This is a genomic window from Piscinibacter sp., from assembly GCF_050175855.1.
Lineage (GTDB): Bacteria > Pseudomonadota > Gammaproteobacteria > Burkholderiales > Burkholderiaceae_C > Piscinibacter.
The window spans coordinates 1-11,933 of sequence record NZ_JBFXIO010000123.1; the positions used below are offsets into that span (position 1 = coordinate 1).

At 72.0% G+C, this 11,933-nt stretch carries 10 protein-coding genes and 1 pseudogene; 2 read left to right on the top strand and 9 right to left on the bottom strand.

Annotated features, from left to right (window positions below):
• The 9 genes and pseudogenes from AB7U92_RS11375 to AB7U92_RS11415 form a co-directional block, all read right to left on the bottom strand.
• Positions 1-373: pseudogene (locus tag AB7U92_RS11375) on the bottom strand (chlorophyllide a reductase subunit Y); the annotation flags it as partial.
• A 10-nt stretch (positions 374-383) separates the two neighbouring features.
• Entirely contained in the window at positions 384-1,388 is a 1,005-nt protein-coding gene (locus AB7U92_RS11380; RefSeq protein WP_428576436.1) for a chlorophyllide a reductase iron protein subunit X, read from the bottom strand.
• Positions 1,385-2,344 carry a chlorophyll synthesis pathway protein BchC gene (gene bchC, locus AB7U92_RS11385; RefSeq protein WP_428576439.1) on the bottom strand — a complete coding sequence of 320 codons (960 nt, stop codon included), beginning with the start codon at positions 2,342-2,344 and terminating at the stop codon, positions 1,385-1,387. The genes AB7U92_RS11380 and bchC overlap by 4 nt, the downstream gene beginning before the upstream one ends.
• A gap of 114 nt (positions 2,345-2,458) precedes the next feature.
• Positions 2,459-3,622, bottom strand: a complete 1,164-nt coding sequence (locus AB7U92_RS11390; RefSeq protein WP_428576442.1) for a methyltransferase — start codon at positions 3,620-3,622, stop codon at positions 2,459-2,461.
• Entirely contained in the window at positions 3,619-4,515 is an 897-nt protein-coding gene (locus AB7U92_RS11395) for a polyprenyl synthetase family protein (RefSeq protein WP_428576460.1), read from the bottom strand. Before AB7U92_RS11395 ends, AB7U92_RS11390 begins: the two co-directional genes overlap by 4 nt.
• 144 nt (positions 4,516-4,659) lie before the next feature.
• Positions 4,660-5,532, bottom strand: a complete 873-nt coding sequence (gene bchO / locus AB7U92_RS11400; protein WP_428576444.1) for an alpha/beta fold hydrolase BchO — start codon at positions 5,530-5,532, stop codon at positions 4,660-4,662.
• A 19-nt stretch (positions 5,533-5,551) separates the two neighbouring features.
• Entirely contained in the window at positions 5,552-7,327 is a 1,776-nt protein-coding gene (locus AB7U92_RS11405; protein WP_428576447.1) for a magnesium chelatase subunit D, read from the bottom strand.
• On the bottom strand, positions 7,324-8,343 hold the full coding sequence (bchI, locus tag AB7U92_RS11410) for a magnesium chelatase ATPase subunit I (protein WP_428576450.1): 1,020 nt from the start codon (positions 8,341-8,343) through the stop codon (positions 7,324-7,326). The genes AB7U92_RS11405 and bchI overlap by 4 nt, the downstream gene beginning before the upstream one ends.
• A 39-nt stretch (positions 8,344-8,382) precedes the next feature.
• The gene (locus AB7U92_RS11415) at positions 8,383-9,921 is read right to left on the bottom strand and encodes a class I adenylate-forming enzyme family protein (protein WP_428576452.1); all 1,539 of its coding nucleotides are present in this window, start codon (positions 9,919-9,921) and stop codon (positions 8,383-8,385) included.
• Between the two features lie 41 nt (positions 9,922-9,962).
• Between AB7U92_RS11415 and AB7U92_RS11420 the strand changes: the two genes are divergently transcribed.
• Both AB7U92_RS11420 and aat read left to right on the top strand, forming a co-directional pair.
• Positions 9,963-11,150, top strand: a complete 1,188-nt coding sequence (locus tag AB7U92_RS11420) for an acyl-CoA dehydrogenase (RefSeq protein ID WP_428576454.1) — start codon at positions 9,963-9,965, stop codon at positions 11,148-11,150.
• 19 nt (positions 11,151-11,169) lie between these two features.
• A partial coding sequence (gene aat, locus AB7U92_RS11425) for a leucyl/phenylalanyl-tRNA--protein transferase (protein WP_428576457.1) occupies positions 11,170-11,933 on the top strand: 764 nt, incomplete at its 3' end.

Consider the following 11,933-nt stretch of genomic DNA (forward strand, 5'->3'; position numbering starts at 1 on the left):
TCACCACCGCATCGACCTTGGCCGGGTCGGCCTCGCGGTAGACGGCCTCGCGGATGTCCTCGAACAGCTTGCCGGTGACCAGCGTCTCGCTGTTGAAGGGCACGTAGCCCACCGAGCGCTTGGCGCCGTAGAAATGCGAGGTGAAGGTCAGGCCGTAGACGCAGCAGGCCGAGCCGGACAGGATGGTCGCGGTCCGGCGCATGCGCAGCCCCACCCGCAGCGAGCCGAAGGCCGGGCACATGCTCTGCGGCTGGTCGTGCGGCCCCATGCCTTCGGGCAGCGGGTAGTCGCGCGCGTACTGCGCCAGCGTCTCGCTCTTGCCGGCGGCTTCGGCCGCGGCGAGCATCTGGTCCTTGCCGGAATGGCAGCTCATCGCGGGCTCGCTATGCGTTGTCGTAGACGACTTCGAGCGTCGGCTTGATCAGCTCGTGCTTGCCGACCATGTCGAAAGTGGTGGCCGGCTCCATCTGGAAGTCGCGCCCCGTCGACTCGGCGGAGAACAGGCCGAGCAACTGGTCCTGCGTCTGCGGCTTCGGTCGCACCGGCGGTGCCTCGGCCACGTTGGTGGCCAGCGTCTCGAACAGCGATGCCCAGGGCGTGCCGGGGCGGCCGATGATTTCGTAGCTGGCGCTCTTGCGGCGGATGTCCTCGTGCGCGGGGATCGCGGCCAGCACCGGGATGCCGGCATTGGCGGCAAAGGCCGCAGCCTCGCCGGTGCCGTCGTCCTTGTTGATCACCATGCCGGCCACGCCGACGTTGCCGCCGAGCTTGCGGAAGTACTCCACCGCCGAGCACACGTTGTTGGCCACGTACAGCGACTGCAGATCGTTGCTGCCGACGACGATGACCTTCTGGCACATGTCGCGGGCGATCGGCAGGCCGAAGCCGCCGCAGACCACGTCGCCGAGGAAGTCGAGCAGCACGTAGTCGAAGCCCCAGTCGTGGAAGCCGAGCTTCTCCAGCGTCTCGAAGCCGTGGATGATCCCGCGCCCGCCGCAGCCCCGGCCGACCTCGGGGCCGCCGAGTTCCATCGCGAAGACCCCATCGCGCTTGAAGCAGACGTCGCCGATCGAGACGCTCTCGCCGGCCAGCTTCTTCTTCGAACTGGTCTCGATGATCGTGGGGCAGGCCTTGCCGCCGAACAGCAGCGAGGTGGTGTCGCTCTTCGGGTCGCAGCCGATCAGCAGCACCTTCTTGCCCTGCTGGGCCATCATGTAGCTGAGGTTGGCCAGCGTGAAGCTCTTGCCGATGCCACCCTTGCCGTAGATGGCGATGATCTGCGTGGTCTTGGCGGCCGGCGAGGTGGAGACCGGATCGGGTTCGATCGCGGCCTCGGCCTTCAGGCGCTCGTCGCGCATGAAGATGACCGGAGAGGTGGGCGCATTCATTGGCAGTGTCTCCAGTCGAGGACCATCTTCAGGCAGCCCGCGTCGCCGAAGGCGGTGCGGTAGGCCTCGTCGGCCTGCATCGGCTCGGCGTGGTGGGTGATCAGGCCGTCGAGGGACAGCACGCCGGTCTCGGCGAGCTCCTTCACGGCCAGCAGGTCGGGCTTCTTGAACTCGGCGGCGCAGCGGATCTGCGCCTCGCGCATGAAGGCCGGCGCAAAGGCGAAGGCAATCGGCTCGGTGTAGAAGCCCGCCAGCACGATCTCGCCACCGGGGGCCAGGCGTGCCACCAGGCTGTCGAGGATCTTCGCGTCGCCGCTGACGTCGTAGATGGCGCGGTAGTCGCGGCGCACGTCGTCCTCGGGCTTGATCACCGGGTAGCCATGGGCCTCGGCACCGTTCATGCGCTGCGGGTTGGTCTCCCACACGGTGGGCGGCGCAAAACCGGCCACCACCACCATGCGGGCGAGCAGGCGGCCGAGCACGCCGTGGCCGACGATGAGGTCGGGCGGCACGATGGGGTTGCGCTGGCCTGCACCCGACACCGAGTGGTAGGCCGTGGCGGCCAGCGCCAGCAGCACGCTCCTGTCGCCCAGGGTGTCGGACACCGGCGTGATGCGCTGGTCGCTCACCACCACGCGCGAGGCCGCGCCGCCGAACAGGCCGCGCACCTCGCCGTAGCAGCGCGCGCCCGGCACGAAGACACGCTCGCCGACGCGATGCTTCGCCAGCCGCCCCGCCTCGACGATGCGGCCCACCGATTCGTAGCCCGGCACGAGCGGGTAGCCCATGCCCGGGAAGGTGGGCATGCGCCCGTTCCAGAGAAGCTTTTCGGTGCCGGTGCTGATGCCGCTGTACTCGATGTCGACGACCACGTCGTCGTCGGCCGGCGGCGTCAGGTCGAGGCGGCTGAGCATCAGGTGCTCGGGCTGCTCGAGGACGATGGCCGTGGTGTTCATTTCCGGGCTCCGGCCCCGGTGGCGCACCGGCGGCGCACCTGACTGGGGACTTCGAGTGTCATCCTACGCTGACACTTTTTGTTGTCAACATGTGTTTTCATTGTTTGACGGCCATCAAGCGCGTGAACACCGTGCGACCAGCAGGCCGGTCTGCAGCGGAATCCGCGTGGGCACCTGCCGGATGTCGCCGAAACCCGACGCCGACAACATTTCGGCCAGGCGCTGCGGCGAGCGCGAGCGCCCCGAGCCCATCGCCATCAGGTAGAAGCCGAAGTAGGCGTCGCCCATCGGCTCGGCACCGCGGGTGCCGGCCATCGGCTCGGCCACCAGCAACGTGCCGTCGTCGGGCAGTGCGGCGCGCACCGCCCGCAGGATGCGCAGGGCGTTGTCGTCGTGGTGGTCGAACATCACGCGCACCAGCGAGGCCACGTCGGCGCCGCGCGGCAGCGGCCGGTTCAGGAAGTCGCCGCCGATGGCCTCGGCGCGATCGGCGATGCCCTCCTGGGCGAAGCGGGCGCGAGCGCGTTCGGCCACCGCCGGCAGGTCGAGCAGCATCAGCCGCAGCTGCGGCGCGCGCTTCGCGGCGGCGCAGAGGAACACGCCCTCCCCGCCGCCGACGTCGAGCAGGCAGCGGTGCCGCGCGATCTGATAGGCGTCGAGCACCTGAGTGGCGATCAGCGGCTGCGAGGCGGCCATCAGCGCCGAGTAGTCGGCCACGCGCTGCGCGTCGAGAGCGCCGGCCTGCTCGTTGTCGGCGTAGGCCCAGTAGCGGCCCAGCTCGGTGGCGCCTCGCTCACCGCGCAACAGCGCCACGGGGTCGGCCAGGTCGCGGTACAGCGAGGCGTGGTGCTCGATCATCGCCACCAGCGGCGCGTTGCCCACCATCACCGCGCCGAGCGAGCCCAGCGCCCAGTCTTCGCCTCGGCGTTCGACCAGATCGAGCGCCTGCGCGGCGGCCAGCAGCTTCTGCGCCTGCGGCTCGGCCAGGTCGAGCCGGTGGCACAGCACGCCGAAGGGCTGCGGACCTTCGGCCAGCAGGTCGAACAGCTTCAGGCGCACGCAGGACAGCAGCACCTGCGAATAGACGAAGCCGGCCATCAGGTCGAACAGCGCCCGCGCGCGCCGCCGCGCGATCGGCCGCGTCAGCGGAAAGGCGGCGGCGAAGCGCTGGAAGCGCTCGTCGCCGAGCAGCCGGTCGCGCCAGGCGCGCCACGACCAGCCGCCGGCCACTGCGGGCGCTTCGGCCGGCGGCGCGGCTGCGGCCGGGCGTGAGGTCACCGCGCCGCCTCCTGCAGCACGGCACTGCGGTGCGGCGCGTGGGCCGCCGTCATCTCGAGCGGCACGAGCCGGCGTGCCTCGGCGCGCACCAGCGCACGCAGCGCCGAGGCACCGCGGCACTCGGGAATGGCGGCGATGCAGCGCTGCACCAGGCCGTCGAACTGCTGCAGCGCGCCGTCGAGGCCGAACTCGCGCGCGGAGCTGGGCCGGCCATGGGTCGCGTCCTGGCCGATCGGCTTGCCCAGCGCCTGCGGCTCGGCGATCACGTCGCGGATGTCGTCGGCCACCTGATAGGCCTCGCCGAGGCAGTCGCCGAAGGTCAGCCAGGTGTCGGGCGAGGCGCCTGCCGCCTCGGCGCCCGCAGCCGCGGCGGCAGCGAACAGCGCGCCGGTCTTGGCGCGCTGGTAGTCGCGCAGCACCGGGCGGGGCTCGCACTCCCAGGCCTGGCCCGCGGCAATGCCGTGCGGCATGGCCACGCCGGCGGCCACATGCGCCATCACGCGCGCCATGCGGTGCGGCCGCGCTGCCGGGCACAGGGCGAGATTCTGGAAGGCGAGCACGATCAGCGCATCGCCCGCCAACACCGCGAGGCGCTCACCGAAGGCCGCATGCACCGAGGGCCGGCCGCGGCGCTCGTCCGCGTCGTCGAAGCACGGCAGGTCGTCGTGGACCAGCGAGGCGCAGTGCAGCAGTTCCACCGCCACGGCGGCGGCATCGGCCAGCGCCGGGTCGTCGTCGCCGCAGGCCATGGCCACCGACAGGCACAGCTGCGGCCGGATACGCGCGCCGGGCGGGAAGACCGCGTGGCGGATCGCCGCCGCCAGCCTCGGCGGCCCGCCACGCCCCTCGCCCAGGTCCACGGCAGCCGCAAGGGCGCGTTCGATCCGGTGCATCGCGTCCACGGCACTCTCCTGCACTGCGCTCGGCCGGCGGCCGGGTGTCAACCTGTGTGATCGCAGCGTGTGTCAACCAGAATAGACACTCACGCCATGGGCGTCAACAGCGGCATCCCGGTGCCGCCGCCAAGCCGGCGGGACTCAGAGATCGGCGCGGATCAGCGCGGCGGTGTGCCCGGGCTGTTCTTCGTGGGCGAGGTGGCCGAGGCCCGACAGCGTGGTCACGCGGGTGCCGCGGATGCGGCCGGCCGCCTGCCAGGCCAGGTCGGGTGGCAAGGTGCGGTCGCGGTCGCCGACGATCAGGTGCAGCGGCGTCTTCAGCTCGGGCAGGCGCCGCCACAGCGCGGAGAGGTCCCAGCCGGCCATCATCGCCAGCGCCGCCGCCACGTGAGTGGGGCTGCGCACCAGCCGCGCATACAGCTCGCGGCCGCGCGGATCGACCGCCGAGCCGGTGCCGTCGATCAGCCGCTCGAGCATGCCCGGCCAGCCGGCCGTCCAGGCGAAGAAGCGCGGCACCAGCGGGTTGAGCACCAGCGTGCGCGCCATCGGCGAGAACACGGCGCCGGCCATGCCCGGCAGCGGCGTCAAGGCGGCGTTCAGGCCGACCAGCATGCGTGGCGCAGCCAGACCATCCAGGCACAGTTGCACGCCGACGGCGCCGCCGGCGCTGTGGCCGGCGATCAGGCGCGGCTGCTCGTCCAGCGACTGAAGCAATGCCGCCACCGCGCGCGCCATGCCGGGCAACGTGAAGCTGGCGCGATCCTCGGGCCAGCCGCTGAAGCCGTGGCCGGGCAGGTCCGGTGCGATCACGCGGACATGCGACGCCAGTACCGGCAGCAGGTCGCGCCAGGAATGGGTGGAGGCGCCGGTGCCGTGCAGCAGCAGCACCGCGGGGCGTTGCGGGTCGCCCGCGCATTGCACATGCCAGCGCAGGCCGCCGGCCTCGACGAAGCGGCTCGCCGCCGCATTGGGCCAGTCACGGCCTTCGCGCTCCCAGGCCAGGCCTTCGCCCATGCGCCCTGCTCGCCCGCGCTCAGCGCCCGGCCGCGCCGCGCGCCACGGCCTGCACTGCCTCGTTGAGCGTGGCGGCGCGCGCATGCGGCAGGGGCAGGTACAGCGCATCCATGCGCTGCGCCAGTGCGCGGGCACGCGGCTCGGGGCGCGCCGAGGTGTCGACCACCACGGCGGCCAGCGCGCTGCCGCGCCAGCGCTCGGCAGCCTTCAGGGCATCGGCCTCGGCGCGGGCGCGGTCGCCCACGCCGTCGCGGCCGATGTTGGCGCGGCCATCGGTGAGCAGCACCACCAGCGGCGTGTCGCCGCGCCGCGCGATGCCTTCGGCCAGTGCCCAGGCGGCGTCGAGGCCCGCGGCCAGCGGCGTGCCGCCGCCGCCCGGCAGGCCGGCGAGCGAGCGCTTGGCGCGCACGAGCGAGCGAGTCGGCGGCAGCAGCAGCTCCGCGCCGAGGCCGCGGAAGGCGAGCACCGCCACCTGGTCGCGGCGCACGTAGCAGTCGGCCAGCAGCAGTTCGACCGCGCCTTTGGCCTCGGCCAGCCGGTGCAGGGCCGAGGACCCCGAGGCGTCGATCGCGAAGATGGTCGTCGTGCGGCTCTTCTGCTTGTAGCGGGTGACGCGGAAGTCTTCCGGGCGCACGGCCACGCCCGGGCGCGTGTCGCCCTCGCGGCGGCGCAGGCCCTGCCAGGGCGCGGCAGCGCGCAGCGTCTCGATCAGGTTCAGCCGCGCGCCGCGCTGTACGCCGCCGGCACGCACGCCGGCCGGCCGTCCGAGGCGGCCCGCCAGGCGCGCCTGGCCACTGCGGCCGAGCGAGCGAGAGGCTCCGCTGCCGCGCTGTTCCATCTTCAGGCGCGCCAGCAGGCCGGCGGGAATGGCCGCCTGCGCGGCGGCGAGCACCTGTTCATCCAGCGGCGCATCGGGAGTGGCGAGCTCTTCCTGCTCTTCCACGCGATCTTGGGGATCGTCCGGCGGTGGCGGCGGCTCGGGCGGCGGCTCGGCCTCCGGCGGCGCGGGCAACTGCGTCGCGCGCGGCGCCAGCACGAGGCGGGCCGCGAACTCGGCGTCTTCGTGCATCACGGCGTCGCGCCCGGCCAGCGCCGCGGCGATGCGCGCCACCTGCAGCGCGAACCACGGTGCGCGCGAGGAGGCGATGCCCAGCGCGACGCAGGCTGCACACAGCGCTTCGATCACGGCCTCCTCGGCGCGGACGCGCTCGACACGCGCGCGGGCTTCCTGCACGGCCTGCGGGCCCGGCAGCGCGGACGGTTCGCGCTGCACGTCGCGCCAGCCGAGTTCGGACAGATCGAGCCGGAAGGCCAGCCGCTCGCCGAGGACCGGGCTGACCGGATCGTCGTCGCCCTGCCCCTCGTCGCAAGCCACCAGGCCGACGCGGCTGGGCAACGTGACCGCGATGCCATCGCGCGCCACCTGCACCTCGCCGCGGTCGAGCGCCGCGGCCAGCCGCGCAGCGGTGCCCGCGGGGATACGCTCGGCCATCGGCAGCAGCAGCACGCCGCCGTCGGCTTCGGCCAGCAGCCCGCGCTGCGCCACCGGGCGGCCCGAGCGCAGCGTGGCCGCGAGGTCGAGGCCCCCGAGCAATCGCTCGTCGCCAATGCCGTGCGGCATGCGTCGCAGCGGCGTGCCCTCGGGCAGGCGTGCAGACAGCAGTTCCATCCAGCGATCACGCACCGGCCCGGCACCGCTGCGCAACATCACGCCGCCGAGCGCGGCCGGCGCCACCGCGAACACGGCCGCCGCCAGCGCGGCGTCGCGCCAGCGGGCGGCGGCGAGATCGTTCATGCGCCGAACTGCTCGGCCAGCACACGCTCGACACGCACCGTCGAGCCGGCCTCGTCGAGCGGGTCGCGGCGCAGGCGGTGGCGCAGCGCGGGCGTGGCCACACGGCGCAGGTGTACGTCGCCCACCGCCGCATCGCCCTCGAAGGCGGCCAGTGCGCGCGCCGCGCGGATCAGTGTCAGCTCGCCGCGCAGCCCGTCGGTGCCCACCGCCATGCACAGCGTGGCGGCGCGCTCCAGGGCGGCGTCGCCGGCTTCCACCGAAGTCACGCGCTCGCGCGCCTTGACGATGCGGCGGCGCAACTTCTCCTCTTCCTTCTGCCACTGCGCGACGAAGGCCTCGGGGTCGCGCTCGAAACGGTCGCGCCGGCGCACGACTTCCACGCGCGTGACCACGTCGCCCGGTGTGCGCACCTCCACCGACAGGCCGAAGCGGTCGAGCAGCTGCGGGCGCAGTTCGCCCTCCTCCGGATTGCCACTGCCGACGAGCACGAAGCGCGCCGGGTGGCGCACGGACAGCCCCTCGCGCTCGACCACGTTCTCGCCGGAGGCGGCCACGTCGATCAGCAGGTCGACGAGGTGGTCTTCGAGCAGGTTGACCTCATCGATGTAGAGGAAGCCCCGGTTGGCCCGCGCCAGCAGCCCCGGCTCGAAGGCCTTGACGCCATGGGCCAGCGCCTTCTCGAGGTCGAGCGCGCCGACCACGCGGTCTTCGGTGGCGCCCAGCGGCAGGTCGACCACCGGCACCGCGACCTTGTGAGACTTCAGCGCCGAGCCGCCGGCCAGGCGCGCGCGGCAGTCGGCGCAGGGCGAGACTGGGTCGCACTGGTAGGCGCAACCGACCACCGCATTCATCTTCGGCAGCAGGGCGGCCAGCGCGCGCACCGCGGTGGACTTGCCGGTGCCACGGTCGCCGAACACCAGCACGCCGCCGACGCTGGGGTCGATGGCGGCGATCAGGATCGCGAGCTTCATCTCGTCCTGGCCGACCAGCGCGGAAAACGGAAACGTGAAGGCCATCGACTCTCCAGTGCTCTTGTCAGCGATCGCTGACAGTCTTCAGCGGTCGGGTTGGCCGACACTGTACAACGCGTGCTGCTCGCGCAGCTTGCGCTTGAGCACCTTGCCGATCGAACTGCGCGGCAGTTCGTCGACGACATGCAACGCGGCCAGGCGCTGCGTCTTGCCGACGCGCCCGTTCAGCCAGGCACGCAGCGCCTCAGGTTCGGCCGTCGCATCGGGCTGGAGTGCGACGAAGGCCACCGGCGTCTCTCCCCACTGCTGCGACGGCACGCCGACCACTGCCGCCTCGGCCACCGACGGGTGCTCGCGCAGCTGCGTTTCCAGGTCGCTCGGGTAGATGTTGAAACCGCCGGAGATGATCATGTCCTTGCGGCGGTCGAGCAGGATCAGGAAGCCGTCCTCGTCGAAGCGGCCGATGTCGCCGGTGCGGATGAAGCGCTTGCCGGTGGGGTCGAACCACTCCGCCTCGCGCGTGGCCTCCGGGCGCCGGTGGTAGCCGACCATCATGCCGGGCGAGTGGCCCACCACCTCGCCGGTCTCCCCCGGCGGCAGTTCGCGGCCGGCCTCGTCGATCAACCGCATGTCGGTACCCGGGCCGGGCCGGCCCACGGTGTGCAGCTTGTCGGGGTGCGCATGCGCCTCGAGGATGCAGGTGCCCCCACCTTCCGTCATGCCGTAGAACTCCACCAGCCCGCCCGGCCAGCGCGCCAGCACGTCGGCCTTCAGCGCCGCCGGGAACGGCGCGCTGGTGCAGAACTTCATGCAGAAGGAGGCGAGCTCGAAGGCATCGAACTCGGGCAGCGCCATCAGGCGCTGGTACTGCACCGGCACGAGCATGGTGTGCGTGGCGCGCACGCGCTGGGCGATCTGGAGGTAGCGCCGCGCGTCGAACTTCTTCATCAGCACCACCGCGCCGCCGAAGGCGAGCGAAGGAAAGAACACCACCAGCGTGGTGTTGGAGTACAGCGGCGTGGCCAGCAGCGTCACCGCCTGCGGCCCGTAGCCATACGGCACGCCCCGCTTCACATGCGCCCAGCGCATGCCGTGCGGCTGCACGATGCCCTTGGGCTCGCCGGTGGTGCCTGACGAGTAGATGATGTTGAACGGCGAGTCGGAGCCGATTTCGACGGGCTCGGGCTTCGCGCCCGGCGTCGCCAGCCAGTCATCGAGCAGCACGCCGACGCGCGTGATCGGCACGCCGCAGCCCGCGAAGTCGGCTTCGGAGGCTTCATCGACGAACAGCCGCCTCGCCTGCGCATCGTCGACCATGCGCCGCAGGCTGGCCGGCGCGCTGCCCGGCGCCAGTGGCGCCACCACCACGCCGGCACGCAGCGCGCCGAGGAACAAGGCCGCCAGCGGCACCGAGGCGGCGGCACACAGCGCGATCGCATCGCCGGGCTGCAGGCCGTCGCGCTGCAGCGCCGCGGCAATGCGATCCATCAGCACATCGAGTTCGCCATAGCTCAGCGAGTCGTCGTCGTCGGCCAGCGCAGGCGCATGCGGCCGTGCGGCGGCATGGCGGGCGATGAGGGCCGGGAGGGTGTCGAACGGGGCGTCTGCGATCGAGAAGGTCATGCCCGCTGCTATACCATGACAGGCGATCAAGGAGACCGACGATGGCCACCAAGCATGCCGCATTCCAGTGGGACGACCCGCTGCTGCTCGACCAGCAGCTCACCGATGACGAACGCGCGGTGCGCGATGCCGCGCGCGACTACTGCCAGGGCCGGCTCGCGCCGCGCGTGCTCGAGGCCTTCCGCCACGAGAAGACCGACCCGGCGATCTTCCGCGAGATGGGCGAGCTCGGCCTGCTCGGGCCGACCATCCCCGAGGCCTACGGCGGCGCCGGGCTCAACTACGTCTGCTACGGGCTGATCGCCCGCGAGGTGGAGCGCGTCGACTCCGGCTACCGCTCGATGATGAGCGTGCAGAGCTCGCTGGTGATGGTGCCGATCAACGAGTTCGGCACCGAGGCGCAGAAGCAGAAATACCTGCCCAAGCTCGCCACCGGCCAGTGGATCGGCTGCTTCGGCCTGACCGAGCCCAACCACGGCTCCGACCCGGGCAGCATGATCACCCGCGCGAAGAAGGTCGACGGCGGCTACGAGCTCACCGGCTCGAAGATGTGGATCAGCAACAGCCCGATCGCCGACGTGTTCGTGGTCTGGGCCAAGGACGACGGCGGGCAGATCCGCGGCTTCGTGCTCGAGAAGGGCTGGAAGGGCCTGAGCGCTCCGGCGGTGCACGGCAAGGTCGGCCTGCGCGCCTCGATCACCGGCGAGATCGTGATGGACCGCGTGTTCTGCCCGGAGGAGAACGCCTTCCCCGAGGTGCGCGGCCTGAAGGGCCCGTTCACCTGCCTGAACAGCGCCCGCTACGGCATCGCCTGGGGCGCGCTGGGCGCGGCGGAAGACTGCTTCACCCGCGCGCGGCAGTACGTGCTCGACCGCCAGCAGTTCGGCCGGCCACTGGCCGCCAACCAGCTGATCCAGAAGAAGCTGGCCGACATGGAGACCGAGATCACGCTCGGCCTGCAGGGCTGCCTGCGCCTGGGCCGCATGAAGGACGAGGGCACCGCCTCCGTCGAGGTCACGTCGATCATGAAGCGCAACAGCTGCGGCAAGGCGCTGGACATCGCCCGCATGGCGCGCGACATGATGGGCGGCAACGGCATCAGCGACGAGTTCGGCGTGGCGCGCCACCTCGTCAACCTCGAAGTGGTCAACACCTACGAGGGCACGCACGACGTGCATGCGCTGATCCTCGGCCGCGCGATCACCGGCATCGCCGCCTTCGCGAACTGAAGACGAGGAGCCGGCGCGCGTGATCCCCTGGCTGCGCGGCCCGCAGGACCCGCTGCCCGACACGCGCCGCGCGCTCGGCCCCGGCTCGGAGGCGCCGGGGCTGCTGGCCGCCGGTGGCGAGCTGACGCCGCAGCGGCTGGCCGAGGCGTATTCCAAGGGGGTGTTCCCCTGGTACAGCGAAGGCCAGCCGGTGCTGTGGTGGTCGCCCGACCCGCGCATGGTGCTGCTGACGGACGAGTTCCGCCTCAAGCGCTCGCTGCGCAAGTCGATCGCGAAATTCCTGCGCACACCCGGCTACGAGGTCCGCATCGACCACGACTTCCGCCGTGTCATCACCGCCTGCGCGAGCACGCCGCGTGACGGCCAGGACGGCACCTGGATCGTGCCGGAGATGGTCGAGGCCTACGTGGCCTGGCACCGGCTCGGCACGGTGCACAGTGTCGAGACCTGGGTGGACGGCGAACTCGCCGGCGGCCTCTACGGTGTGAGCCTGGGCCGCATGTTCTTCGGCGAGTCGATGTTCTCGCACCATACCGACGCCTCGAAGATCGCGCTGGCAGCGCTGGTGTGCTTCTGCCGCGAGCACGGCGTGGCGATGATCGACTGCCAGCAGCGCACCGGCCACCTCGCCTCCCTGGGCGGCCGCGAGTTGCCGCGCACCGAATTCGAGCGCCGCCTGTCCCTCGCCCTGGGGGCCGAGCCGATCCGGGATTGGACCTATGATGTTTCGCTCTGGCGTCACCTCGGGTTTTCGACCGGGGACGCCGAGCAGGACCCCGGCCC

Excerpts from the sequence above, each read along its gene's own strand:
- AB7U92_RS11420 (WP_428576454.1), top strand. The coding sequence starts at position 9,963 with ATGGCCACCAAGCATGCCGCATTCCAGTGGGACGACCCGCTGCTGCTC.
- AB7U92_RS11380 (WP_428576436.1), bottom strand. The coding sequence starts at position 1,388 with ATGAATGCGCCCACCTCTCCGGTCATCTTCATGCGCGACGAGCGCCTG.
- AB7U92_RS11415 (WP_428576452.1), bottom strand. The coding sequence starts at position 9,921 with ATGACCTTCTCGATCGCAGACGCCCCGTTCGACACCCTCCCGGCCCTC.
- bchC (WP_428576439.1), bottom strand. The coding sequence starts at position 2,344 with ATGAACACCACGGCCATCGTCCTCGAGCAGCCCGAGCACCTGATGCTC.
- bchI (WP_428576450.1), bottom strand. The coding sequence starts at position 8,343 with ATGGCCTTCACGTTTCCGTTTTCCGCGCTGGTCGGCCAGGACGAGATG.
- AB7U92_RS11395 (WP_428576460.1), bottom strand. The coding sequence starts at position 4,515 with ATGCACCGGATCGAACGCGCCCTTGCGGCTGCCGTGGACCTGGGCGAG.
- AB7U92_RS11405 (WP_428576447.1), bottom strand. The coding sequence starts at position 7,327 with ATGAACGATCTCGCCGCCGCCCGCTGGCGCGACGCCGCGCTGGCGGCG.
- bchO (WP_428576444.1), bottom strand. The coding sequence starts at position 5,532 with ATGGGCGAAGGCCTGGCCTGGGAGCGCGAAGGCCGTGACTGGCCCAAT.